This is a genomic window from Treponema sp. Marseille-Q4132, assembly GCF_014334835.1.
GTDB lineage: Bacteria > Spirochaetota > Spirochaetia > Treponematales > Treponemataceae > Treponema_D > Treponema_D paredis.
Map to the genome: position 1 here is coordinate 725,711 of NZ_CP060591.1, position 25,210 is coordinate 750,920.

Below are 25,210 nucleotides of genomic sequence, written 5' to 3' on the forward strand. Positions count from 1 at the left end.
GCGCGGTATTTTTCAAAACTATATCAATAAAATGTGCTTACACGCTTACTCCGACGTCGAACACGCCTTTTTGGAGTTTCAGCGAATGGTGAATGCCGTATTCCGGTTTCCAATTTTTTCGCGTCGCGGCGATAAATCCGCTCGAAATGAATATGGATGAATAACAGCCGCTGACAAGTCCTACGAGAAGCGCGAGAGCGAAGTTTTTGATATCGCCCTGCGTAAATACGTAGAGGGACGCCGCCGCAAACATCGTCGTCACCGTCGTGATGATCGAACGGCTCAGTGTGTCGGTGAGCGCCTGATCGATGATGTCGTTAAATTTTTTCGTGTCTTTCATGATCGGCAAAAGCGCGCGTTCGCGGTCAAGGATAACGATCGTCGCGTTGATCGAATAACCGACAATCGTCAAAATCGCCGCTACCGTCATCGTCGAAAATTCCATCTGCGACCACACGATAAACGTTATCATGATAAGCGAATCGTGGATAAGCGCAAGTACGGAGCCGAGCGCGAAATCCCAGTGAAAGCGGATCGTCGCATACAGCCATATAAGCACGATAGCAAAGGCAAGCACGATGATCGACTGCACTGCGATCGCGCGTGAGAAATTCGAACCGATAAAATCGGTACGGACGACGACTACGTTGTCATCGCCGAATTTATTTTTCAAGTTCGTCAAAACCGTATTTTGCAGATCGGCGCTCGATTTTCCGTCGCCCTTATCGGCCATGCGGATCTGAAAACTCGCCGCATCGCCCGCACCGAGCTGCTGAATCGAAATGCCTTCGACCGACGAAAGCGCTTCGCGCACTTGCGAAACGGCGACATCTATTTTTCCGGCGGAATACAAGCGGTACGGAGTCGACGAAAGTTTATTCGATGCGTTCGTATCGACGAACAAATCCGCCGTCGAAGAAGATGCGTTCGAATTGACTTGCGCGCGGATTCCGTCGATCGCATTGAGACTCGACGCGAGATCTGAAACCGTTTTGTTCGCGGCGAACGAAAGCGTTTCTGTTTTATTTTCCGAACCCGTTCCGCTTATGACGACATCGATCCCTTCGCCGCTCATGTCGAGGCTGACGTTCGCACTGCCGGAATAACTCACGTCCAAAACGGCGGGTGCGATGCGCACTTCTTCGAGCAAACCGGGACGATAGTCGAGACCGAAATTGATGCCGCGTATAAAAAATCCCGCGATGCCCGAAACGATGATCGCCGCACTGATGACCGCGCACGGAAGGAAGCCTTTGCTGAAATGTATCGTTTTTCGCGTCATTATTTTACCCTCCAGCTGATGCTCACGGTATCTTTACGGAACACGTCGGTATTGAAATCAAACATAAGGTGCGACACGAACAGGGCGGTAAACACGGAAGAGACGACACCGATCGCCAAGCTGACCGCAAAGCCCTGAATTGCACCGCTGCCGAGCTGCGACAAAAACATCGCCGCGATAAAGGTCGTAATGTTCGAGTCCATGATAGCCCAAAACGCATTGCGGAAGCCTGCAGCGATCGCTGCCGTACGCCCTTTGCCGTCTGAAAGCTCTTCTTTGATGCGCTCGAAAATAATGACGTTCGCATCGACCGCCATACCGATCGTCAAAATCATACCGGCGATGCTGGAAAGCGTAATCGTCATATTGAACGCCGAGAGCACCGAAAACATGATGTAGAGGTTGAGTATCTGCGCGACGCACGCGTTGACGCCCGCACCTTTATAGTAGACGAGCATAAAAAACATGATCGCACCGAGACCGACCAACACCGCAATGATGCCCATCCGCTTCGCCCTCTGTCCGAGAGAGGCGCCGATGACTTGCTGGCTTTCGACCGAAAGCGGCACGGAAAGCCACGCCGTCTGCAGCACTTTTTGCAGCGTCTGCGCTTCTTCGAGATTGAAACCCGTTATCGCAACGCGGCCGCCGGTGATCGCGGTATTGATCGTCGCCGCCGAGCGGATCCTGTTGTCGTTTACGATGGCGAGCCGCTCGCCGACGTGAGCCGACGTAAACTCGCCGAAAATCACGGCGCCTTCGCCGTCGAGTACGAAATCGACTTCGGGGCGGTTCGTTAAATTGTCCGAACCGACTTCCGCCGATTTGATATGCCGGCCGTCGAGCGCGATTTCTTTTTTTACGGCAAGCCAGCCGATCCGATCTTCGAGACCGTAATCGTCGTTTTGATAGAGACCGAGCACTTCGCAGTCGGCGGGGATAACGGAAGCGTCGAGCAGCGTACCGTCGGAAGCGAAAACGTTTCCGGGATTTTGCAGATAATAATTATTAAACGCTTGAGTTGCCGCATCGTCGACGAGACGGAAATTCAAAATGCCCTTTCCCATGATGATCGTATTGATGGCATCCGCTTCCGCAGCTCCCGGGATTTCGATATAGATGCGGTCTTCGCCCTGCTGACGGATCACCGGAGACGTGAGACCGAAGCGGTCGATCCTGCTCGAAAGCGAGTCAATCGCCTGCTGCATCGCGTTCGCTTTGAGCGTCGCGCTCGATTCGGCAGTATCGGCACCTTCCTGATTTTTTACGGCGGCGTCGAGATCCGCTTTAACGATGATGTTCATACCGCCGGACAGATCGAGTCCGAGTTTTACCGAATTCTGATATTGCTTTTTCGCTTTTAAAATAGCGTCGCGGTAGCGGGCCTGCACCGCTTCACGGAATTCCTGTTCGCTTGAAAATGCGTTGAGCACCGCGCTTTTCGTCAAAGGCGACGGCACTTTCGCACCCATATTTTTATAGTTTCGCGCGACGATCTTTTTTATCCAGCCGTAGGATTCTTCGAGCTGAGCGTTCGGATCTTTCCGCGCCGCATCCGTAAACGCCTTTACGTCGTCGGACGCTTTTACGGTCGCGTAATCTTTGATGCTCTGCAGCGAACCGAGTGCGAGCGCTTTCATCTCTTTCGGCGTGCCGTAGTACCAGCTGATCGACGGCCACAAAAAAGCGAAACAAACGGCAAGCACCGCAAGCAGGATTACAAAACGAGTACGTTTATTCATGCTGACAGCTCCGTTTTATTTCTTTTCCTCTGAAGATTTTTCCGAAGATTTTTCCGCATCGGCGTCGGAAGATTTTTTCGCGTCTTTTGCCGGAGCTTCGGGATTTTCGATTGCGGCGATAGCGCTTCGCGTAAATTTGATCTTTGTCGCATCGTCCACTTTCACGATGACGTTTTTTTCGTCAACCGAAGAAACGACGCCGTGAATGCCGCCTATCGTAACGACTTTATCGCCTTTTTTCAGCGCGTCGAGCATTTTCTGCGTTTCTTTTTGTTTTTTGCTCTGCGGGCGGATAAGGAAAAAATAGAAAATAACGACGAGCAGCACCATCATCACGATCGATGACATAAAACCGCCGGTTGTCGACGCACCGCCGGCCGCTCCGCCTTCAGCTGCGCCCATTAAAAAAGGAATAAACGACATTGTATAGCCCCTTCATTTTATTAAAATTTGACAAAAATGCCAGTTTTATGAGCATATCACGAGAGAAGTCGGCGCGTCAAGAGCGATGCCGGAGATGCGAAAAACGGCGATACATCCGTTCGCGCGGTAATTTTGCCGTTGTAAAAAACCGGAAAGATTTAAATTGCACATCTGAAATAGCGCCGTTCAGTTTAAATCTTCCTTTGCCTCTACAAAAATCAGTCCGTCGGGCGGCGTGTCTTCTTCCGCTTCCCAGATTTCTTCCAACATTTCATATTTTTGCGTTTTTTCGTCATAAGCCCAAAACTGAGCGTGATAATGCGTCGGCCACTCTTTTGGCTTGTCATAACTGATAATTCTCAGTCCTATTTTTCCCTTATATTTTACAAAGTCGTAGGGGAATGGCTTAGGGGTGAACCATTCTTCTTTTGTATAATTTTCATCTGACCAGAATTCCTCCCAGCCAAAAAAAGCTGAATACAAAACTTTTTTCCATTCTTGATTGACATATTTGTAAATGATAAAATTCGTCGCCGTATCACTTGCATGTATACTCTCTAATGAAAAAATCTCGTCGTTTCCATCAGTATCAATATCTTTAATATAGCTGAGTGTGTTTTCAATTCTATTTGCTTCACATTGAAAATAAAAATTTGAATCGTAATAATTACCGAAATAATTCGGTTTGTGTAAAAATCCCGGAAAACGATAATCCATCATATCAAAAATATAATTGGACTTGTCGGTATTGAATTCGATTTTTTGTATCCAAACGGAACTTTGTTCCAATAATTTGTTATCAGATAATTCATACAAATAACTATAAATTACTTTGGGATCATAAACATAATACCAGGCAATATAATAAAAATCTTTATCAAAGGATGATAAAATCACCTTTTTTGTAGAAACAACTTTCGTAGCGCTCATTTCCTGAATTTTTTGATCCGTCAGCTCATAGGGAAACCGCATCATCTTGTAGGGATCGTTTTTTATCTTTTTTAATTCATATTCTTTTTGGGTACTTAAAATTTGTTCAAATTTCCTTTCCAAATCGCCGCAGAAACAATTTGAGCAAATAAAAATTAAAAAAAATAATGAAGTCAATATTTTTTTCATAACCTTCCTTTCCGCTTCCCCTTTCCTCTACACCGTCTCCGATAAAAAATCGACGATGTTTTTGTGAATAACGCCGTCCCTGCCGAAATCGACGCGATCCATGGACAGCACGTATTTCGGAAAATTGTCTTCAATCGATTTATACACCCCGAATTCCCGCTCGCGCGTTTTTTCGTCGGTCAACAGATAGGCGACCTGATAATAAAAAATCCGATCGTTTTTTTGCGCGATAAAATCGATTTCCCTGTCTTTCAGCTTTCCGATTTTTACCTCATAACCCCTCGACGCAAGTTCGATAAACACGATATTTTCCAGCGTCCGCTCTATATCCTTTGTGTTGGAAAATCCCTGCGCCTGCCGGAACCCGTGATCCGTTACATAATATTTTTCGTCCACTTTGAGGATTTTTTTGCCCGCCATATCATAGCGCGGAACTTTTTTAATGATAAAAGCATTTTGGCAATATTCCAAATAATTTAAAATCGTATCAATCGAAATATTGCGTTTTTCGTTTTTAAAATAATTTTTAATGCCGTTTGCCGAAAAGGTGTGCCCGATATTTTCAAGCACATACGATAAAATGCGGTTGAAGCCGTCGACGTCCCGAACATTGTTGTACTGCAAAACGTCTTTGACCAATACGGTATTATACACATCGTTTAAATATTTAAAACAGGGAGAAGCGTCCAAATCAAAATAGCGCAAAAAAGGCATTCCGCCGATCTGCAGGAATTTATCAAACAGCGCTTCTTCGGATATTTTTTTATTTTTAAAAACCTGCACAAATTCGACGAAGGTAAACGGATAAATTTCAAACGCCGTATACCGCCCCGAAAGCAGTGTTGCAAGATCGCCCGAAATAAGCGTCGAATTCGATCCCGTTATGTAAATATCGCAGTTTGTATCCACGCTGAGACTGTTGACGACTTTTTCCCAACCCGCGACCATTTGTATTTCGTCGAAGAAAAAATACAGTTTCTTTTTTGTTCTTTGAATTATAGGCTGCAAATAAGCGCGCAAAGCCTTTGCGGTAGTTATATCGAAAAGTTCGGCCGACTCGAAATTGAGGTATATTTTATTTTTGTCGGGTATGTTTTTTAAAACTTCGTCTTTTATTATCGTTAAAAGCGTGGACTTTCCGACCCGTCTCATACCGGTCAGCACTTTAATAACCGGCTTGTCTACGAATTGCGCAATCTGCTTTATGTATTTCGGTCTGATAATACGGTTCACAAGCGAGCTCCTTGTCGATTTCGACTGTAATCGATAGATTTGCCAAAACGACAACGATTTCGATTATAGTCGAAACGATCGATAAAATCAACACGATTTCGATTATAGTCGAAATATCAGAGGGGTTGCTATACTACAAGATATCCCTTCCCCTGTTCAATTCCTTACAGGCAATATAAAAATATCGTTGATACAAGTGTCCTGATAATTGTCGCCCGCATATACGTCTTTTATAATAATTTTAATCGTATCGTTTGCTGTAAGCAACCTGTCTTTAAGCAAGTCCTGGTATCCACTCGTGTCGTCAAGGTGTATATCTTTATAAAAGGCATCGTTTATATAGACGGAAAGCGTTTTCGGTCGGGAGTTGGCGCTGTATAAATCGGGACGGGAATAATCGACATAGCCGATTGAAATGAATATTTTTTGTTTGCCGAATACTTCGGCATATGAATTGTTTTTTTTCAATGAAAACTCAAGCCGTTCTCCGATACCCTGTCCTTGTACGCCCTCGCACCATGGAGCGCCCCATACCGTACGTTTTTCGGGAAAATTACAGCCCATATCGTTTATCGAATAGCTTTTTGTTTTTTCTTTTAAAGATGAACTTTGTTTTACTTCGGTATCGTGCACATGATATTCCCATGTATCGTATGCATTTTTTGCGCCGTACAAACACGTACCGTCTTTATTAAGCAAAACAAAAAAATATTCATTCTTAAAAAATACGGCTTCCCACTCCGTGCCGTCGCTTTTTTTTACTTCGAATTTTTTACCGTCAAGTGAAATATACTGTCGGTCGGATTCCGTATATCGTATATATGGTACACCGTTCTTTTCGATGGTTGAAAATGTGATTGTCTGATCATAGCTGTTATAACGGCTTCCGAGTGAGCGCTCTTGTATATGCAACGTATTTTCATTGAGATAATACGTTGCATCCTTATCGCCTGAGGAAAACGTATATACATCGAATCCGCCAAATGAATTATCGCTCACCGACCGGTTTTCTCCTGCATAGGCGGCTGTCATAAGAGCTAAAGGCAGAAAGAATCGTGTCAGCAATTTTATTGTTTTCGGCATATTCATCTCTCCGGCGGAATGCGCAAATACAATATTCCGCTCATTGCGGTATCCTCATACTTTGTTCCCTTGTAAACGCTTTTGATTTCAAACGAAACTTCGCCTTCCAACAGGCATGCAAATTGTATTATCTGCGGCTCAGGGCTGTCTTTTAGCGTTATCGTTTCTTGAAACGTTCCGTTTCGGACAATCAACTCCTTTATTCGTGAATTTTTAAGATATAAGTCTGGTCTGCCGGAATCTATAAACCCGTTTAAAAATAAAAACGTATCGGAACCGAACGGTACATTAACGGTTTGCACTTCTCCGATACCGTCGCCGCTTATACCTTCGACCCAAGGATTTATTTCCAAATAATACCGTTTGTTTTCCCGATTATAGGCAAATTTTACACCGTTGATTGTCTCCGTCAAAAACGAACTGAACGATTGATACTGCGGCTGAAACAGAAACGGCGACGTGTATCCGCGCACAGTATCTCTGAGAATATATTTTGAACTTTTTTCCAATCCCCACAAACATAAAGTCGAATTGCAGTCCTTTAACAAGCAAACTTCTCCGGAAAATAATATTAAAAATCGCCGTGTATCCGTATGTAAATATAAAAAGCCGTCCTTTCGGATAAGCGCATACGGAGCTGTGTATACTATTGCCTGTGCCCATTTTTCTTCGTCGGTGTTGAAAGCCGGTTCGGCAATTTCAATCGTGCCGTCTTTAAACGAAAAATAAAATCTCGGATTTTTTAAATCGATAAAGTAACCGCTGTAAATATAGGTTTTGTTTTCAAAGCCGTATTGTTTCGCCCGAACATCTTTTAATGCAGGAGTTTGAGAAACTCCGCTCGCTCCGAAAAATAGTGTAAAAAATAGAATCATTCGTATTTTTTTCATTTCTTGCGGAATAGTACCACTTCTATGAGTTTTATTACAGCAGATACAGCACGTGATCGCCGCACCTCCCCTATCCTTCGAGGGCAAAGAGGCGGCGGCAGTTTTCATCGACGATTTCACCGAGCGCTTCGGGGCTTAGGTTTCGCGCTTTTGCGACATAACGGTAAACGTGTTCGACAAAGAGCGGCGTATTCGTTTTGCCGCGGTACGGAACGGGGGCGAGGTACGGGGAATCGGTTTCGCAGAGGATCCTGTCCGAGGGAACGTAGCTCAAAAGCTTTTGCATTTCGTCCGCTTTGCCGCGCTTTGCGTACGTAACCGAACCGCTGAAACTGATGTAGCAGCCGCAGTCGAGAAAGGCGCGCGCTTCTTCGATGCCGTACGAAAAACAGTGGATGATCCCTCTGTCGTATTTCGAATTTTTTATGCACCGATACGTATCTTCAAAACCGTCGCGGCTGTGTACGACAATCGGAAGATTCAGTTTTTTTGCAAGCTCGATCTGCATTTCAAAAAGCTCGCACTCCCCTTCCCTCATCGCCCGATCGGAATCGCTTTCACATTTTCCGTCGGCGGCCGCAGGATTCCAATGCCGGTCGATGCCGCACTCTCCGATGGCCGCAATCTTTTCGGAAAACGAAGCGATATCTTTTTTGAGCGTTTCTATCATCTCTTTCCGATGTACAATCGCATCGGGAGACGGCCACAAGCCCGCAGTGTAATGCAGCATACGCCCGGCATTTTCTTGCAGTTCTCCGCTTACGAGTGAAAGGGCTTTTTCCAGTGAGGCTTTTCGCGCAGACAAATCGCCGCATTCGGTACCGATATCGAGGGCAAAAAGACAATTGCGCTTTGCCATTTCGGAAAGGATTTCCGAGCCGTCGCCGCCCCTGCGTTCGCACATCTTGAAAAAATGAAAATGAGTATCAGAAAACATAAAGATTTTTTGCCAGGAACCGGAATCGAACCGGCACGGCATTTTAACTGCCGAGGGATTTTAAGTCCCTTGTGTCTACCAATTCCACCATCCTGGCGACACATGCGCTCCACTATAACTTGTATGCGGATTTTTGTAAATAACCCGATTGTATTCGATAAAATAAAATCCGCATCTTGACGAAACGTTCGATATCCGATAGAGTAATCACTACACCGCTTTCAGGTGCGCGATTAGCTCAGTTGGTTAGAGTACAAGCATGACACGCTTGGGGTCACTAGTTCGATTCTAGTATCGCGCATCGGAAAGCGGTATTTTTATTTTCCCGACTATATCGCGTCCGCGTTAGTGCGCGAGCCTCGCAACGAGCGCGTAAGCGCGAAGTTTCGAGCGGCGCACACGTATACGGGCGAGTTTTCTGCAAGAAAACTCGAAGTTAAAAGCGGCGCGCCATTTCAGCGGCGCTTTTAAACCTCACTTTTCCGACAGTCCCTTTCGCGTTTAGAATTTTTTACCCATGATCGCGCGGACGGCTGCGATAAAGATGCACGAACCCGCAACGCCGATGATTATCGAAGAAGCGAATCCCCCGCCGCCGATGTTAAGCGCATTCGCAACGGCGGAACCGACAATCGAACCGATGATGCCGATCAGACAGTTCATCCAAAATCCGTGTTTGCTTTTCATAAAAATTCCGGCAAGCCATCCGATAAGCGCACCGATTACAATCGTAAAAATAATTATCATCACCATAAGAACACCTCGCATTTATTATAGCATATAAAATATTCTTTTACCATTTCACAATAAACGGCAACATATCGATCCTCCGCACTTTTCTTCGGTTTTCAGATATGCTTTTAATTACTGTAGTATAGAAGACAGAGCGCACCCTACACCGTACCGTTCAAAAACCGTATCGCATAAAGCGTATATAAAGACACCGCAACGTTCAACGCTTCTTCATCGATATCGAACATCGAGTCGTGATGAGCGGCGACCGTTTCCTTTTTCGCGGGATTTCCGGTTCCGACATAGGCGTAGACTCCGGGCACTTTAATAATATATTCGGCAAAGTCGTCACCGCCGAGAGAGGGCTTTCGCTGCGTAATCACTTTATCGCTTCCGAAAATATCGAATGCGAGACGCTGCACTTCGAGAGCCGCTTCGCGGTCGTTGATAAGCGGAGACGTAAAATCTTTCCATTCGATTTTTACCGTGCCGCCGAATGAAGAGGCGATATTCGATGCGAGCGTTTCAAGCTGCCCCTTTACCGCTTTCCTCGTTTCCGGCGAGAGCACACGGATCGTCCCTTCGAGTTCCGCTTTTTGCGCTACTATATTGTAAGCATCCCCCGCCGTAAGCTTTCCGACACCGATGAGTACGTTGTCCATCGGAGAAGTACGCCTTGTAACGAGCGCCTGCAGAGCGACGACGATGTGACTTGCAATATAGACGGCATCGACTCCGAGTTCGGGCGTCGACACGTGCGCGGGGTAGCCTTGCACGCTTATTTTAAACCAATCGACGCTCGCGTTGTTCGGTCCTTCCATTGCGACGACGGAACCGACGGGAACGTTTGAGGCTGTATGGATGCCGAACGTGCGGTCGGCTCCGTCGAGGAAGCCGCCGTCGACGAAGATGCGCGCGCCGTATCCGATCTCTTCGCCCGCCTGAAAGGTCAAGCGCACCGTACCACCGAAGGCATCGGTATGAGACGCGAGAATACGCGCGGCACCGATGAGAGAAGCCGTATGCGCATCATGTCCGCACGCATGCATTTTGCCCGGAACGGTCGACATATATTCGCAAGCGTGCGTTTCCTGAATCGGAAGCGCGTCGATGTCGGCTCGGAGCACGATCGTTTTTTTACCGGGCTTCGTTCCCCTGATTTCGGCATACACACCCGTTTCGCCGACTCTCTTATGGGCGATGCCGGCAGCGTCGAGTTCGTCTTCGATTTTTTTTGCGGTGTTGAATTCTTCCCGTGCGATTTCAGGATGCATGTGGAAGTACCGCCGCAAACCGACGACATACCGATGATCGTTTTGTATTTCAGCCGTCAAGCGCTTTTCGACTTCATCCATACGCGTATTCTTTTTACCAGCGGACTGCAGCGTCGACTTTTTTTACCGTCGCTGAGGCCGTATTCGCATCGATCGTACCGTATGTAAATGCCGGAAAATACGATTCTTTGTACTTCGAAAAAATATATTCGGCAACCGTCTGCGATTGATAGGCTTTCACAATCTTCGCATAGAGCGCGTTGTCTTTATCTTTCGTGCGGGCGACGATAACGTTGACGTAGGGATTGTCGCCCGAAGAAGACTGCTTTTCGATTATCAATCCGTCGCGCGAGGGAACGAATCCCGACGGAATCGCATAGGTGCCGTTTATCGTCGCACCCGCATAATCGTTCAGCGTCTGCGGCAGCGTATTTGCCGTCTGCGGCACGACTTCGATATTGTACACGAGCTTCGTAATATCCTTCATTTCAGGCGTATATCCCGCCGAGGGGTTCACTTCGATAAAGCCCGCCGCTTCAAGCAGTTTGATACCGCGGCTCAAATTCGTTCCGTCGCTCGGAATGGCGAGGCGGAGCGCGTTTTTCCGAACCGCCTTCGTTCCGTTCGTGCCGGCGGCTTTTTTGATATCGTCGACGCTTTGGTATTTTTTCGAATACAGCGTCAGCGGCGCGATGAGCGTATCGCCGATAGCCGTAATTTTGTAGCCGTTTTTCGACGCATCGTTATTGAGATAGGCTTTGTGCTGAAATGCGTTGAGATGGATGTCGCCGGAATTGAGCGCTTCGTTCGGAAGATTGTACGCGCTGAATTCGACGAGCTGGATTTTGATACCCGACTTTTCGCTGTCGAGCACATACTGCACGGCTTTCCACTGATCGTTTGACGATCCGCATACGCCGACTTTTACCGTCGCCGCACCCTTCTTTTGCGCAAAAGCCCCGCCTGCAATCAAAGCGCCAGCAAAAACGGCGCTCACCAATTTCTTAATAATTTTCATATGATTCTCCTATATAATCAAAATTCAAGGCTGTCGAAAAAGTAACAGACTTTAAGCCGGCCTTGTTTCTCTTAATTTTTTTCGTCTCCGCCGATTCCTACGGAACGATCAATATTGTTTTTTAACGAGCTCGCGGTTCGTCGTCCTTTTTGCGAAAAACGAACCTATAAACTGCAAAAGGCAGATAAACAGCAGCAGTACGATGATACACGCATAGATGATATCCTGATGATTCAAACCCTGCCCGTAGTTGATTGCGAAATCGCCGAGCCCGCCCGCGCCGACGGCGCCCGCCATCGTCGTAAGACCGACGAGGGAAATCGCCGTGATCGTCGTTACGCGGATGAGTTCCGGCACCGATTCGTGAAGATACACGCGGAAGATCAAACCGAACGTACCGCTTCCCATACTGCGCGCCGCTTCCGCCTTTCCGGGATCGACGTTTTCAAGGGCGGTTTCGACTTGACGCGAAAAAAACGGCACCGTTCCGAAAATGAGCGGAATGATCGCACCCTTCACTCCGATGGCCGTTCCGACGAACGCTCTCGTAAACGGAATCAAAAACACGAGGAGCACGACAAAAGGAATCGATCGGAATAAATTAATAAAAATACTGACGATCGTGTAAAGGGTTTTGTTTTCTTTTATACCGTCTTTTTTGAACACGATAAGAAGTACGCCGAAAATCATGCCGAACACGAACGAGATTGCGCCCGATATGATAAACATTTGAAACGTCGCGGCACAGTTGGCAAGAAATTTATACCAATAGGAATACAGATTCGGTAACCATCGTTCTATAAATTCCATCATTTGCCTCCGTCGTGAATGATATTTTCAAAAACTTTTACGTTTTTACTTCGGAAATACGAAAGAGCGGCGGCGACGTTTTGCACATCTCCCTTTATCACAGCGATAATCGCACCGAGCGGCTCCCCATGAATGATATCGACGTTTGCGAGTACGATATTCAAATTGACGCCGAACTTTCTCGACACTTCCGAAATGAGCGCATCGCCGACGGCATCTTTTTCGAACTGCAATTTAACAAGTGCGCCGCCGCCTTGCGTGCCGATAAGAGCACCGCCCGATGCGAGCATGTCGATTTTTGAAAGCGAAGATTGAGAAGCGATAAATTTCTTTGTAATCGCCTGAACGGGAGATGCAAAAATGGTATACACATCCCCTTCTTCGACCACTCGTCCGTTTTCCATCACCGCAACTTTATGACATATCGATTTGATAACCGACATTTCGTGCGTAATGAGAATGATCGTAAGATTTAATTTTTTATTGAGCTCTTTTAAAAGCGAAAGAATCGATTCGGTCGCTTCGGGATCGAGCGCACTCGTCGCTTCGTCCGAAAGCAGCACGCGCGGATTGTTTGCAAGAGCGCGCGCAATAGCTACGCGCTGCTTTTGTCCGCCCGAAAGTTGAGACGGATAAGCCGCCGCCTTGTCGGTAAGACCGACCAGTTCAAGCAGTTCGAAAACGCGGGAGCGGATTTCCTCTTTTGCAAGCCCCGAATACGCAAGCGGATATGCCACGTTTCCGAACACGGTCGAACGGTCGAGCAGATTGAAATGCTGAAAAATCATGCCGATTTTTTTGCGCACTTTTTTCATTTCGTGATTGGAAAGCCGTTTGAACTTTCCGCCTTCGCTCCATGTAACATCCGTGCCGTTCACCGAAATCGAACCGCTGTCGGGAACTTCGAGTAAATTGATACATCTGACAAGCGAAGATTTTCCCGCTCCGGAATAGCCGATGACGCCGAAAATATCGCCGTCGCGAATCTGAAGCGACACGTCTTTGATCGCTTCGACATGCGCATCTTTGAGACGATACGTTTTGTTGACGTTCTGTAAGACAATCATAATAACACTAATAACCTACTGAAATACTAGTATATATAATTTCACAAATACAGTCAACAGACTTCAGGAGAAAACAAAAATCGCATACTTTCCGCACCGACAGATCGATTAGAAAACTTGACTTTTGGAAATGACGATGTACAATAATAGTATATTCAAAAACGGAGAAGCAATGAACACCCTCACGGTACTGCTCGAAAACACGCAAGCCGAACTGAAATCGGTTTCAGTCGAACACGGTCTCTCTCTTTTGCTCCGCATCGACGATAAATCTTTTTTATTCGATACGGGCGCGACGGGCATCTTTACCGGCAATGCCCGCCTCATGAACGTCCGGCTCGACGACGTGGAGTGCGTCGTCATAAGTCACTCTCACTACGATCACGCAGGCGGTTTCGCCGCTTTTGCCGAAAAATACCGCATACGCGAACTCGTTACCGGTCCCGATTTTTTTCTTCCGAAATATAATTTTCTAAACGGTGCGTTTACGTATCTCGGCGCAAGTTTCGATAAAGCGCTGCTCGACAGACGCGGCATCGCTCACAGAAAATGCGACGGCTGCCTGCAATTGAGCGATTCGCTCTACGCTTTTTCGGGATTTGCCCGCACTTATGCATTCGAAACGATTCCCGAACGCTTCGTAAAAGGAGTCGTCGGCAATACCGTCCCTGATTTTTTCAACGACGAAGTCTGCCTCGTATACGACGACGGTGCATCCCTCACGGTCATCGTCGGCTGCTCGCATCCGGGCATACTCAACATGACGGCATCGGTAGCCGCGCACTTCGGTAAACCCGTATCCGCCGTCTACGGAGGCTCTCATTTGGTCGAAGCCGACGACGAACGCATCCGAAAAACGATCGAAGAGTTGCAAAAGCAGGGCGTACGAAAAACGGGATTTTGTCATTGCAGCGGAAACCGCGTCCACGAAATACTCGCGGAGACAAATGCCGTAACCGACTGTCGTCTTGCGACCGGCAGCGTCATCGTACTTTAATCACAGGTATTATCAAAATTATTAAACCGTATCGCATTTAATAATTTTGAAATTATTAAAAAAGCAGGAGGCTTTAAATGTCAGGTGCGTACATGTTGGCGGTTATTATCGTTGGGGTAATAGCCATGATTCTTGCGATCAGCAAATTGAAAATTCATCCGTTTATCGTGATGACGGTCATTGCGATCGCCGTCGGTTTGCTGTGCGGAATGAACACGGAAGACGTTATCAACAAAGTAAAAGCCGGTTTCGGCAACATCTTAGCGAGCATCGGTATCGTCATCCTCGCAGGTACGATCATAGGCACTATTCTCGAAAAGACGGGCGCCGCTCTGACGATGGCGAATACCATTTTGAAACTCGTCGGCAAAGAACGCTCTGTTCTCACGATGGGATTGACCGGTTACGTAACGGGTATTCCCGTATTTTGCGATTCGGGTTTTGTCATCCTCTCACCGATCAGCCGCGCACTTGCGGCACAGTCGAACAAATCGCTTGCAGTCATGGCAACGGCGCTCAGCGCAGGTCTGTATGCGACGCACTGTCTCGTTCCTCCGACGCCGGGTCCCATCGCAATGGCGGGTACGCTCAGCGCAAACCTCGGTTTGGTTATCGGAATCGGTCTTTTGATTTCGCTGCCGGCGACGTTTATGGGAATCCTGTATGCAAACAAAGTGGCAGGTAAAATCGATATTCCGGCTAACCCCGAATATACGGTAGAAGAACTCGTAGAAAAATACGGCAAGCTTCCGGGTGCGCTGCACTCCTTCGCTCCGATCCTCGTACCGATTATCCTCATCGCGTTAAAGAGTATCGGAGATTTCCCGTCGCATCCCTTCGGCACCGGCGCCGTCAAAACGTTCTGCTCGTTTATCGGAAATCCCGTCGTTGCGTTGCTGTTGGGTATCGCTCTTGCGACGACGCTCATTCCGAAATCGGAAAAAAAGAATACGCTTTCATGGGTTACCGACGGAGTGACGAATTCTGCGGGCATCCTCGCCATCACCGGCGCAGGCGGCGCATTCGGAGAAATATTAAAATCGCTTCCGCTCGCGGACGCGCTGAGCTCGACGCTTTTGCAGATGAATGTCGGCGTTTTCCTGCCGTTCATTATCGCGGCGATTTTAAAATCCGCGATGGGCGCGTCTACGGTCGCGATGATTTTGACTTCGGCAATGGTCGCGCCTCTCATGCCGGCTCTCGGCTTTACGTCGGAAATCGGCAAAGTACTCGTGATCATGGCGATAGGCGCGGGTTCGATGACGGTGAGCCATGCAAACGATTCGTACTTCTGGGTCGTTTCGCAATTTTCCGATATGAATACGCAGCAGGCGTATAAGTGCCAAACGGGTGTAACGCTCGTACAGGGCATTACGACGATCGTCGTCGTATTTATCGTTTCTTTATTCGTACATTAATAAATTGAATGCCGAGTTTTGAAAGTATGAGTGAATAAAGCCGTGCGTTCGGCGAGAACTTCGTTCGCTGCGCTCACTACCGAGTTTGCTTTGCAAACTCGCCGTATATACCGCGGTCGAGCTTTTAGGGCAGGCTTCCGCAAGCCTAACGCTCGAAACGGCACGCAGCCGGAACCTCGCCTGCGCACGCTGTTATGTGTGTTCAAAACTCGGCATTCAGCCGATGTGCGAAACGAATGGAGAATTTTATCGCAGAGCGTCGATATTCGCTTTGCCCGGCAAAACGAAGGGCAGCACGTCTTCCGCAGAATCGATTTCGATGCGCACTAAAAACGGCTTTCGCTCCCGTTTCGGGGAAAACGCTTTTTCATACCACTTTTCATCTTCGGCCGCATCCACGGCATCGATACCGAAACCTCGTGCGATTTCAACAAAATCGACGCGATGAGAAAATTCGCTTGCGGCATAGGTTCCGCCGAAAAGGTATTTTTGCTGTTGATATACCATGCCAAGCGTGCCGTTGTCGAAAACGATGACCGTCACCGCAAGGTTTTGCTCGGAAAGCGTTGCAAGCTCCTGAATATTCATGAGGATGGAACCGTCGCCGGAAAAACACACGACGCGGCATTCCGGATTCGAAAGAGAAGCACCGATCGCGGCGGGCAAACCGAATCCCATCGTACCGAGAGAGCCCGATGTAAGAAATGTTCTCGGCTTTTCCACGGGATAATATTGAGCCGTCCACATTTGATGCTGACCGACATCCGTCGTAACGATGAGTTTGTCGCGCCTCATACCCGCTTTTTCCGCGAGGAGCGGAATCGACGCGATGCACTCGCGGGGATTGCCGTAGGGCGATTTTTTCGCAGCACCGCAAAGGGTTGAAAAGGTTTCCGCTTTAAGGCGAATAATTTTTTCAAGCCACACGGCGCGCGCTTCCGCGTTTTGCCAATTCGAGGCGAAAAGCTCCTGCTTTCGGGAAGCAAGCTGCACGAGGATCGGAAAGACGGAGCCGACGTCGGCGACGACGGAAATATCGGCATCGATGATTTTATCGACTTCGGCAGCATCGACGTCTATGTGCACGACGCGCGCTTTCGGACAAAACTTCGACACGACGCCCGTCGCCCTGTCGTCGAAGCGGACGCCTGCGGCTATGACGAGATCGGCTTCGTGCATAGCGACGTTTGCAGCGTAGGAACCGTGCATGCCGACCATACCGGCAAACATTTCAAAAGAGGAAGGCACGCAGCCGATTCCCATAAGACTCGTCACTACCGGCAGACGATAGCTTTTCAAAAATTTTTGCAGTTCTTTTGCAGCCGATTCCGAATTGCAGCCTCCTCCGCAAAAAAGAACGGGACGCCGAGCTTCGGCAAGCGCATCGGTTATGCGATCCATACTCGAAGCGTATTCCGACGGCGGCGTATGAAAGCGGATATCGTGTATCGTAACGGAGGCGATATCGGGCCAAGAATCGAATTCGCATGAAGCGAGCTGTACGTCGCGCGGGACGTCGATGAGTACCGGTCCCGGGCGTCCGTTTATCGCAATCGCAAAGGCTTGCGGAACAGCGCTCAAAAGCTCTTCCGGAGATTTTACCATCATGCTGTGCTTTGCAATCGGAAAGGAAAGTCCGAACGTATCCGCTTCCTGAAACGCATCGGTGCCGATAAGGCTTGTGTTCACCTGCCCCGTGATCGCGACGATCGGAACGGAATCGCTTCGGGCATCGGCGACCGCAGTAAGGAGATTCATCGCGCCCGGACCGCTCGTCGCAAAGCATACCGCCGGCTTTCCGCTGCTCCGCGTCATGCCCTGCGCAATAAAACCCGCAGCCTGTTCATGGCGCACGAGAACGTGACGGATCGAACTTTTCGCAAGCGCGTCGTACAGCGGCAAAATCGATCCGCCGGGAATTCCCGCAACGACGGATATGCCTTCCATTTCGAGCAGCTTGACGATTATTTCGCTTCCCGTCTTTTTCATAAATATCGGTTACAGTTCAAACTGATCGATCTGCGATTCGATCTTTTGTATGGCCTCTTTCACCTGCGTCGAAATACTTTCCAATGCGGCACCCGTTTCATTTATCTGCCGTGCACCCATTGCCATTTCATCCATACCTGCTTTCATACCGGCCGCATTATTTTGCAGTTTGCTGATTTCGGCAAGAATCGATTTATTGCCGGCCGCCATTTCGCGCGATGCATTTTGAACGCTTGTCGTATTTCCGTTTACAATGCGCAGCGACGCGTCTATCTGTTTCGAACCTTCGTTTTGTTCCTGCATTGCCTGCTTGATATACAGCACGAACTGATTCGTAACATTCAATTCGTCGGACACCGATTTGAACACGGAACTCAATTCGGCCGATGCGCCGACGACGCTGCTTATCGCCTGCTGTACGTTGCTGAGCTCTTCGCCGATACGCTTCGACTGTGCGGCCGACGACTTCGACAATTTACGGATTTCATCCGCAACGACCGCAAAACCCTTACCCGCTTTGCCGGCATGAGCCGCTTCGATAGACGCGTTCATAGCCAGCAGGTTCGTCCGCGTTGCGATATCCGCGATTATCGTATTCGCACCCTGCAGCATATTCGATTGAGTTTCTATCTGCCCGATACGCGTATTGACATCGGTTTGTTTGATAAAACCGTCCTGCGCTTTTTCCCGCAACAAAGAAAAAGAGTCCACCATTTTGTCCACGGATTGATTGACAGAAGCAATGCTGACGATCATCTCTTCGATGGCAGCCGAAGCCTCGGTCATACTGCTCGATTGATTTTGAATCATGCGCTCAAGAGAATCGATATTGGATGCGATTTCATTGACCGAACCGACAGTCTGTTCGACGCTCGACTCCTGCTCGTCCATCTGAGCGTGTATATTTTCGATATTCGCGATGATTTCGGTGATGGAACTCGACGTATCGTCCGCACGGCCGGTCATATCTTCCCCGGCCGTAACGAGCGTGGCTTTGCTTTCTTTTACGTCTTTAACAATCGCATACAGTTTTCGGATGAATTTATTAAATCCCGAAACGAGCGTACCGATTTCATCGTTCGAAGGAACATCGAGCTGGACGGAGAGATTGGCGTTTCCTTGCGAAAGAGCCGTAAACGCCTGCGACACTCTTTGAAGCGGGCGCATAAACAAACCGAAAATACGGTTTGCAATAATGGAAACGAGGATGACGAGCAGTATGATGACCGCCGCGATAATCTCAAGCATCCTAAGACCGATCGTTCTTATAAGTTCCGCGCGCGATGAAGAAAAATTGCTTGCAAGCGCCCACATACCCGCGGGCTTTCCGGCAGTATCGAAAACCGGCCAATAAACGACATAATATTGATCCTTTCCGATCCTGTCCATTTCCGCGTACATTTCACCGCGGGAAAACACCGCTTCGATACAATCGTCACCGATAGGCGGAGCGAGCATGTCACCCGCCTCATCAGCGATCGTCGATGAAACCGCTTCCGTGCCGTCATAGAGCATGACATCGCAGCCGAACGTGGCGCGCGCTTTTTGCAAAAAATCCGCCGACGATACGTTGAATCCCGAAACGACCGCTCCGATAATGCGCCGCTCGCTGTCGTATACGGGGCATCCGGCTCTGATGGCAAAACGGACGAGTACCCCTTTTTCGTAGGAATACGTCGCACGACCTCTGACCGCTTCTTTGACCGCTCTTTGATTTATGATATTGTCGCCGTAGCGTTCCGAGTGTCCGCGTGAAATGATGTTGCCGCTCGTGTCGGTTAAAACGATAAAGTCGACACGCATCTGTTTTGTGAGTTCGGAAAGAATTTTATACGCATACTGGTGATTGCGATTGAGCGCCGCCTGAACGACGTCGGGACGGCCGGCAATAGATACCGCAGCCCCCTCCGCACGCAAGCCGAAATCATCGAGCAAAATACGATACCCCGAAACGCTTGCCCTTGTCGCCTGCTCATGCTGAGCGGTCAATATGCTGTAAAAGAAAACTGCAAGCGCAACGCCGGACACGATTGCCGTAAAAAATACCGTAATCCTGTTGACGCTGCTGAGTTTCCGTACAAGAGACGTTTGCTTTTTTGCTGCAGGGAGTTTATCGGAAAAAGCGGTTTGTGCCATAGTGTTTGCTCCTCTTTTACATCTTCACGCATTATGAAGCTTTTGTCAATTATACATTATATATATGAAAAAAGATATATCAAAAAAAACGGATATCTGTTATACTGTTAGTATGAAAAAGATATTGCTCGTCTCATCGAATAAAAAAATTATCGATACGGTGAGGGAAGGCTGCGCAGCATTTTCGGACGATTTCGGCACGGATATCAGAACGGACGCCGACGATATCATCAGCTACATCAATTACGAACTGCCCGAAATCAAAATACTCGACTACACTTCCCCGAACATCGACTGCGGGAAAATTCTTTGCGAAGTGAACTCCGATCCGTGGCTGCACTACGGAGGTATCATCGCGGTTTGTAAAGACAGAAAGCAAATGCAAGAGCTCGAAGAGCTCAAAGATTCCAATATCCTTTCAATTCAAACGATAAACGATTTTTCAGTTCACTTTATTCACTTGCTGCGCATCCTGTGGCAAAACCAGAAATTTCTTTTAAACCGCGGTATGCAGGAAGATTTCGGCGGCGAAGAAAACGGTACGTTTATCTGCGGCAACGATCCGCTCGATATCAGATTCTACACGTCGTTTCTTATTAATTATTTATACAGTACGAACAGAATAAACAGCGACGACCGAAGCGCCCTCCGGATGACCTTGACCGAACTTTTGACAAATGCGCTCGAACACGGGAACTTGCATATCTCATACGAAGAAAAAACAAAATGGATGGAAACGCACGGGGACATATTCAGCCTCATCACGGAACGGGCCGCCGATCCGCAATACGCAAACAAACAGATTACGATCACGTATGCGATCGGCAAACAAAAATCGACCGTATCGATTCAGGACGAAGGAGACGGTTTCGATTGGCGGAAATATATCGGTAAAAAAAATACGGATGACGAAGCTTTGCACGGCAGAGGCATCAGTCTCGCAGCGGAACTCGTTTCGAAAATCGCATACAACGAAAAAGGCAATCAAGTCGTATTCGAAATCAACAACAGAATCGACGAATCGAACACGGTGCCTCAAGTCATGTCGAATTTCGAAACGGTGACATACACGGACAAACAAATCGTCTGCCGCCAAAACGAAGCGACGACGGATCTTTTCTTTATCGTATCGGGCCGCTACGCAGTCTATTCCGGACGGAAGCTCGTCACCGTCATGTCGCCGAACGACGTGTTTATCGGAGAGATGTCGTTTTTGCTCAACGACAAACGCTCGGCAACGATCCTCGCCGTCGGCAACTGCAAACTTATTAAAATTCCCAAAGGCGATTTTCTCCAGATGATACGAAAAAATCCGCACTACGGTTTATTCCTTTCGCGGATGCTCGCGCAGCGGCTTGAAAAACAAACGCACCGGACAATCGAGCTGAACGCACAGATTGCAAAACGGCAGGAAGGCGAAAAATAATTATTAAGTCGGATTCCGGCTTTTAGAAAACCCGAAACCGAACCTGTTATGATGCCGCATTATTATTATAAGGAACTGTCGTGTCGCTCAACTGCAACGAAATAAACGCAATCCTCGCGGAACTCGATCTCGAAGGCGCTTTTATCCAAGACATCATCCAGCCCGGCTATGATACGCTTGCGCTCTGCACATATAAAAACGGAAGAGCGCTCACGCTCTTTATCTGCACTGCGCACTCTTCATGCCGCATACACGAGACGAAACGGAAAATCACGCGGAACGATAAGCCGCTGCGTTTTATGGAATTTTTAAAATCGCGCATAAAAGGCTCCCGCATCGCCTCGTGTGCGCAAATCGGTTTCGATCGGATTATTAAAATGACGCTTACGCACGCCGACGAAAGTTTTATCATGTATATACGTTTGTGGAGCGGAGCTGCAAATATCGTATTGTGTACGGAATCGAACATAATCCTCGATACGATGTATCGCCGTCCTGCAAAAGGCGAAATCGCGGGCGGTACTTTCACGCTTCCCGAAGACGAAAGAGCGTTTGCGCAAAAAGAGCATCCCGTCCGCACCTTCGGAGATATCGAAGAACGCTATGCAAGGGAGCATCCCGATGCCGCACCTCTTTCGTTCAACGAAAAAGTCGATATGTGGTACGGAGAGCATGCCCGCACTCTTTCGCGCGCGGCGCTTTTGGCGCAAGCGGAAAAATGGTATGCCGCGCAAAAATCGAAAAGAGAGGGGGCGCTCGAACGGCTGAAAGCGAAACGGGAATCTTTTAAAAATGCCGGCCAATACAAACATCAGGGCGATTTGATTTTATCATACGGATATTTGCTCGACGGTAAAAGCGATTTTTTAGAATGCGACGATTACGATACCGGAGGAAGGGTGCGGATCAAAATCGATCCGAAAAAAAATGCACAGGAAAATGCGGCTGCATATTACGAGCGGTATAGAAAAGAAACGCGAGGAGCGGAACAGCTCATACACGATATCGAAATCGAAAAAAAAGAGATAGCAGCTCTCGACAAACGCTACGGCGACATCATACGCGAACAAAATCCCGTAAAGATAGAGCAGCTGCTCAGACGGAACACAAAACCGGAGCAGCAAAAGAAAAAAACGCATCCGGGTCTCGACTACACGGTCGACGGCTGGCTCATCATCGCGGGGCGCGACGCGGACGAAAACGACGAGCTTTTACGCCGCCACGTCCGAGGTGAAGATCTGTGGCTGCACGCGCGCGACTTTCCGGGAGGTTACGTTTTTATTAAAAACCGGCCGGGAAAAACCGTACCTCGCGATGTGCTGCTCGACGCGGCAAACCTTGCAGTCTACTATTCGAAGGGGCGCAAAGCGGGAAAAGCCGACGTCTATTATACGAAGGTAAAATATCTCCGCCGCGCGAAAAACGGGCCGAAAGGTCTCGTGCTTCCGACGCAGGAAAAAAATATTTTCATCACTCTCGATCAGGCGCGGCTCGACCGCCTGGACGATATCCGGCGGGAATTGCCGCACGAATAAAAACAAGAGGAAGTGCCGATTAAATGCACTCCTCGTTTTAATCAGCACTTTCCCGGCACGGCTTTATAAAAAGCCGTATTTATAAAAGCTTCGATCTAAAAGCGTTCTGCCCTTCCGGAGGATTTACGCCGATACAAACCTGCGCTTCCGCTCCGCTCCGTCGGCGTATGTACGTTCGGTCTTCCGTGCGACTTGAATTTTTTTTCGCCGAAGCCGCCGCTCCTTTCAAAACGTCCCGATTTCTTTTTCCCGCCGAAAGATTCGCCGTCGCCTCGAAACGATGAACGCGATTTTTTTTCAAAACCGCCGGATTTGGAATCGACGTGGATGTGCGGAACATCCCCGCCTCTTTTGGACAATTCGAGCGCTTTTTTTGCCGAATCGGCGGGAAGACTCAACAGTGTAAAATTCGCGGCCATATCGATGCGGTCGACGAAGCGCCCCGGAATATGGAGGAGATCGCTGAAATAATCCGCAATTTCGCGCGGACCGTATCCGTCGCGCCGTCCCATCTGCACGTAGAGGCGCACTTGATCGCCCGCCTCTCCGAACGAAACGCGGCTTCGAGCCGCTTCACCTTTTTGACGCGCAATCTTTCCGTAACGGGAAACATCGAGCGATGTGCCGTAGAGCACGGACATAACCGCCGCGAGCACGTCTTGGGCGTCGTTGTCTTTGCAGAGCTCTTTCGCCATCTCCGCAAACTGCGCGTCTGCTTTGATGAGAGCAGGCTTTTGAACTTCCGCATCATCATATGTTTCCGTATCGGCCGGCGCGTTCGTATCGGATACCGCATCGGAGATATCCGCCCGCTCATCGGAATTATTAATTATTAATTTATCGGCATCATCCGATTCCGAAACGCGATCGTGCCGCGGAGACAAGCCGATATCGCTTTTAAGTTTATCGAAAAGCCGCTCTCGTTTTTTTGCAACAACTTCTTCGATCGTCGGAACGGATTCTTCTTTGAGTTCGCCCTTCGTGCTTTTTCGGATCGCATTTTGCATATAGCTGAGTTTGCGCTTCCGCTCTTCGGGACGGACAAAGGTGATCGCCGTTCCCGCAGCTCCCGCCCTGCCCGTACGGCCGATACGGTGCACGTACGTCGCACCGTCGAACGGAAGTGAATAATTGACGACATGGCTTAAGCCCGTGATATCGATGCCGCGGGCGGCGACGTCGGTCGCGACGAGGATGCGCGTTTTTTTTCGGCGGAATCTCGCAAGGATTTTTTCACGCTGGCTCTGTGCAACGTCTCCGTGAAGAGCTGCAACTTCGTAGCCGCGTTCGTCGAGCTGGCGCGCAACGGTGTCGGCGTCCATTTTCGTCTGTGTAAAGACGAGTCCGTAAAAATCGTCGGAAATATCGATGAGGCGCACGAGGGCGTCTATCTTTTCGCTTTCGCGGAGCACCCAAAATTTCTGTTCGATGAGCAGCGGCTCGTCGACGACGCCTTCTTCTTCGACGATTTCGTATTCGCCCATAAACTGAGAAGCGATTTTGAGAATCGGAGCAGGCATCGTCGCGCTGAAAAGCAGGATGCGGCTCGCGGGATTGGCTTTTTCGAAAATCGCTTCGATGTCTTCGATGAAACCCATATCGAGCATTTCATCGCCTTCGTCGAGAATAAAATAATCGATTTTGCCGATGTCGAGCGTACCGCGTTCGATGTGATCCTGAATGCGGCCGGGAGTGCCGACGACGATTTCAACGCCGCGTTTCAAATCGCGTATCTGCGACAGCATCGACGCGCCGCCGTAAACGACGCAAGTGCGCGGAAACGTTCCGTCGGCGAACGACTGCATTTCGGTGCACGTCTGAACGGCAAGTTCCCGCGTCGGCTCAAGGATGAGCGCTTTGACGTGATCGCTTCCTCCTCTCAAGCGCTGCACGAGAGGCAAACCGAATGCGGCCGTTTTTCCCGTTCCCGTACGCGCGCGCGCGATGACGTTTGCGTCTCCGCCCAAAAGGCGCGGAATTGCGAGAACTTGAATCGGAGAAGGAGTGACAAAGCCTTTACGGGCTACTGCGGCCAAGGTCTGTTCGTCCAGACCGAGGTCTTCGAAAGAGATGTCTTCTGAATCCATGTGTATACCTGT

Annotated in this window: 20 protein-coding genes and 2 tRNA genes; 5 read left to right on the forward strand and 17 right to left on the reverse strand. The window is 48.7% G+C overall.

Annotated elements, in window-relative coordinates:
• Positions 1–37: 37 nt before the first annotated feature.
• From secF to H9I35_RS03420, 9 genes are all read right to left on the reverse strand, one after another.
• Positions 38–1,282 (reverse strand): protein translocase subunit SecF, encoded by a 1,245-nt coding sequence (gene secF / locus H9I35_RS03380; protein ID WP_187420220.1) that lies wholly within the window; start codon positions 1,280–1,282, stop codon positions 38–40.
• Positions 1,282–3,024: a protein translocase subunit SecD gene (secD, locus tag H9I35_RS03385; RefSeq protein WP_187420221.1), complete on the reverse strand. Its 1,743-nt coding sequence runs from the start codon at positions 3,022–3,024 to the stop codon at positions 1,282–1,284. The genes secF and secD overlap by 1 nt, the downstream gene beginning before the upstream one ends.
• 15 nt (positions 3,025–3,039) lie before the next feature.
• Positions 3,040–3,447 (reverse strand): preprotein translocase subunit YajC, encoded by a 408-nt coding sequence (gene yajC, locus H9I35_RS03390; protein WP_187420222.1) that lies wholly within the window; start codon positions 3,445–3,447, stop codon positions 3,040–3,042.
• Positions 3,448–3,633: 186 nt separating this feature from the next.
• Entirely contained in the window at positions 3,634–4,566 is a 933-nt protein-coding gene (locus tag H9I35_RS03395) for a hypothetical protein (RefSeq protein WP_187420223.1), read from the reverse strand.
• Between the two features lie 27 nt (positions 4,567–4,593).
• The gene (locus tag H9I35_RS03400; RefSeq protein ID WP_187420224.1) at positions 4,594–5,799 is read right to left on the reverse strand and encodes an ATP-binding protein; all 1,206 of its coding nucleotides are present in this window, start codon (positions 5,797–5,799) and stop codon (positions 4,594–4,596) included.
• Positions 5,800–5,955: 156 nt separating this feature from the next.
• Positions 5,956–6,882, reverse strand: a complete 927-nt coding sequence (locus tag H9I35_RS03405) for an NADase-type glycan-binding domain-containing protein (RefSeq protein ID WP_187420225.1) — start codon at positions 6,880–6,882, stop codon at positions 5,956–5,958.
• 2 nt (positions 6,883–6,884) lie between these two features.
• A complete protein-coding gene (locus tag H9I35_RS03410; protein WP_187420226.1) occupies positions 6,885–7,772 on the reverse strand; it encodes an NADase-type glycan-binding domain-containing protein in 888 nt (295 codons plus the stop codon).
• A 70-nt stretch (positions 7,773–7,842) separates the two neighbouring features.
• Positions 7,843–8,709, reverse strand: a complete 867-nt coding sequence (locus tag H9I35_RS03415) for a TatD family hydrolase (RefSeq protein WP_187420227.1) — start codon at positions 8,707–8,709, stop codon at positions 7,843–7,845.
• A gap of 10 nt (positions 8,710–8,719) precedes the next feature.
• Positions 8,720–8,806: transfer RNA gene (locus H9I35_RS03420), tRNA-Leu, on the reverse strand.
• A 130-nt stretch (positions 8,807–8,936) separates the two neighbouring features.
• On the opposite strand from H9I35_RS03420, the gene H9I35_RS03425 reads away from it, so the two are divergent.
• Positions 8,937–9,010, forward strand: a tRNA-Val gene (locus H9I35_RS03425).
• 200 nt (positions 9,011–9,210) lie between these two features.
• Here the strand turns inward: H9I35_RS03425 and H9I35_RS03430 are convergent.
• The 5 genes from H9I35_RS03430 to H9I35_RS03450 all read right to left on the reverse strand — a co-directional run bounded on the left by H9I35_RS03430 (position 9,211) and on the right by H9I35_RS03450 (position 13,610).
• On the reverse strand, positions 9,211–9,462 hold the full coding sequence (locus H9I35_RS03430; RefSeq protein WP_016521562.1) for a GlsB/YeaQ/YmgE family stress response membrane protein: 252 nt from the start codon (positions 9,460–9,462) through the stop codon (positions 9,211–9,213).
• Between the two features lie 140 nt (positions 9,463–9,602).
• Positions 9,603–10,796: a M20 metallopeptidase family protein gene (locus H9I35_RS03435; RefSeq protein WP_187420228.1), complete on the reverse strand. Its 1,194-nt coding sequence runs from the start codon at positions 10,794–10,796 to the stop codon at positions 9,603–9,605.
• Between the two features lie 13 nt (positions 10,797–10,809).
• Complete coding sequence (locus tag H9I35_RS03440; protein WP_187420229.1) at positions 10,810–11,733, reverse strand: MetQ/NlpA family ABC transporter substrate-binding protein; 924 nt, start codon at positions 11,731–11,733, stop codon at positions 10,810–10,812.
• A 108-nt stretch (positions 11,734–11,841) separates the two neighbouring features.
• On the reverse strand, positions 11,842–12,546 hold the full coding sequence (locus H9I35_RS03445) for a methionine ABC transporter permease (RefSeq protein WP_187420230.1): 705 nt from the start codon (positions 12,544–12,546) through the stop codon (positions 11,842–11,844).
• Positions 12,543–13,610, reverse strand: a complete 1,068-nt coding sequence (locus H9I35_RS03450; RefSeq protein WP_187420231.1) for a methionine ABC transporter ATP-binding protein — start codon at positions 13,608–13,610, stop codon at positions 12,543–12,545. The genes H9I35_RS03445 and H9I35_RS03450 overlap by 4 nt, the downstream gene beginning before the upstream one ends.
• Positions 13,611–13,782: 172 nt before the next feature.
• Here H9I35_RS03450 and H9I35_RS03455 point away from each other — a divergent pair, with 172 nt between their 5' ends.
• Positions 13,783–14,607, forward strand: coding sequence for an MBL fold metallo-hydrolase (locus tag H9I35_RS03455; protein ID WP_187420232.1), 825 nt, complete (start codon positions 13,783–13,785; stop codon positions 14,605–14,607).
• A gap of 77 nt (positions 14,608–14,684) precedes the next feature.
• On the forward strand, positions 14,685–16,025 hold the full coding sequence (locus H9I35_RS03460; RefSeq protein WP_187420233.1) for a GntP family permease: 1,341 nt from the start codon (positions 14,685–14,687) through the stop codon (positions 16,023–16,025).
• A 246-nt stretch (positions 16,026–16,271) separates the two neighbouring features.
• Here the strand turns inward: H9I35_RS03460 and ilvB are convergent, their stop codons facing one another.
• The gene (ilvB, locus tag H9I35_RS03465) at positions 16,272–18,014 is read right to left on the reverse strand and encodes a biosynthetic-type acetolactate synthase large subunit (RefSeq protein WP_187420234.1); all 1,743 of its coding nucleotides are present in this window, start codon (positions 18,012–18,014) and stop codon (positions 16,272–16,274) included.
• Positions 18,015–18,023: 9 nt separating this feature from the next.
• The gene (locus tag H9I35_RS03470) at positions 18,024–20,150 is read right to left on the reverse strand and encodes a methyl-accepting chemotaxis protein (protein ID WP_187420235.1); all 2,127 of its coding nucleotides are present in this window, start codon (positions 20,148–20,150) and stop codon (positions 18,024–18,026) included.
• Positions 20,151–20,262: 112 nt separating this feature from the next.
• Here H9I35_RS03470 and H9I35_RS03475 point away from each other — a divergent pair, with 112 nt between their 5' ends.
• Both H9I35_RS03475 and H9I35_RS03480 read left to right on the forward strand, forming a co-directional pair.
• Complete coding sequence (locus tag H9I35_RS03475) at positions 20,263–21,576, forward strand: cyclic nucleotide-binding domain-containing protein (RefSeq protein WP_252722708.1); 1,314 nt, start codon at positions 20,263–20,265, stop codon at positions 21,574–21,576.
• A gap of 80 nt (positions 21,577–21,656) precedes the next feature.
• Positions 21,657–23,111 carry an NFACT RNA binding domain-containing protein gene (locus tag H9I35_RS03480; RefSeq protein ID WP_187420237.1) on the forward strand — a complete coding sequence of 485 codons (1,455 nt, stop codon included), beginning with the start codon at positions 21,657–21,659 and terminating at the stop codon, positions 23,109–23,111.
• 95 nt (positions 23,112–23,206) lie between these two features.
• Here H9I35_RS03480 and H9I35_RS03485 read toward each other — a convergent pair whose 3' ends face one another.
• Entirely contained in the window at positions 23,207–25,198 is a 1,992-nt protein-coding gene (locus H9I35_RS03485) for a DEAD/DEAH box helicase (RefSeq protein ID WP_252722709.1), read from the reverse strand.
• Positions 25,199–25,210 lie beyond the last annotated feature (12 nt).

Coding starts and splice junctions, on each gene's coding strand:
- secF (WP_187420220.1), bottom strand. CDS start 1,282: ATGACGCGAAAAACGATACATTTCAGCAAAGGCTTCCTTCCGTGCGCG.
- secD (WP_187420221.1), bottom strand. CDS start 3,024: ATGAATAAACGTACTCGTTTTGTAATCCTGCTTGCGGTGCTTGCCGTT.
- yajC (WP_187420222.1), bottom strand. CDS start 3,447: ATGTCGTTTATTCCTTTTTTAATGGGCGCAGCTGAAGGCGGAGCGGCC.
- H9I35_RS03395 (WP_187420223.1), bottom strand. CDS start 4,566: ATGAAAAAAATATTGACTTCATTATTTTTTTTAATTTTTATTTGCTCA.
- H9I35_RS03405 (WP_187420225.1), bottom strand. CDS start 6,882: ATGCCGAAAACAATAAAATTGCTGACACGATTCTTTCTGCCTTTAGCT.
- H9I35_RS03410 (WP_187420226.1), bottom strand. CDS start 7,772: ATGAAAAAAATACGAATGATTCTATTTTTTACACTATTTTTCGGAGCG.
- H9I35_RS03415 (WP_187420227.1), bottom strand. CDS start 8,709: ATGTTTTCTGATACTCATTTTCATTTTTTCAAGATGTGCGAACGCAGG.
- H9I35_RS03430 (WP_016521562.1), bottom strand. CDS start 9,462: ATGGTGATGATAATTATTTTTACGATTGTAATCGGTGCGCTTATCGGA.
- H9I35_RS03435 (WP_187420228.1), bottom strand. CDS start 10,796: ATGGATGAAGTCGAAAAGCGCTTGACGGCTGAAATACAAAACGATCAT.
- H9I35_RS03440 (WP_187420229.1), bottom strand. CDS start 11,733: ATGAAAATTATTAAGAAATTGGTGAGCGCCGTTTTTGCTGGCGCTTTG.
- H9I35_RS03445 (WP_187420230.1), bottom strand. CDS start 12,546: ATGATGGAATTTATAGAACGATGGTTACCGAATCTGTATTCCTATTGG.
- H9I35_RS03450 (WP_187420231.1), bottom strand. CDS start 13,610: ATGATTGTCTTACAGAACGTCAACAAAACGTATCGTCTCAAAGATGCG.
- H9I35_RS03455 (WP_187420232.1), top strand. CDS start 13,783: ATGAACACCCTCACGGTACTGCTCGAAAACACGCAAGCCGAACTGAAA.
- H9I35_RS03460 (WP_187420233.1), top strand. CDS start 14,685: ATGTCAGGTGCGTACATGTTGGCGGTTATTATCGTTGGGGTAATAGCC.
- ilvB (WP_187420234.1), bottom strand. CDS start 18,014: ATGAAAAAGACGGGAAGCGAAATAATCGTCAAGCTGCTCGAAATGGAA.
- H9I35_RS03470 (WP_187420235.1), bottom strand. CDS start 20,150: ATGGCACAAACCGCTTTTTCCGATAAACTCCCTGCAGCAAAAAAGCAA.
- H9I35_RS03475 (WP_252722708.1), top strand. CDS start 20,263: ATGAAAAAGATATTGCTCGTCTCATCGAATAAAAAAATTATCGATACG.
- H9I35_RS03485 (WP_252722709.1), bottom strand. CDS start 25,198: ATGGATTCAGAAGACATCTCTTTCGAAGACCTCGGTCTGGACGAACAG.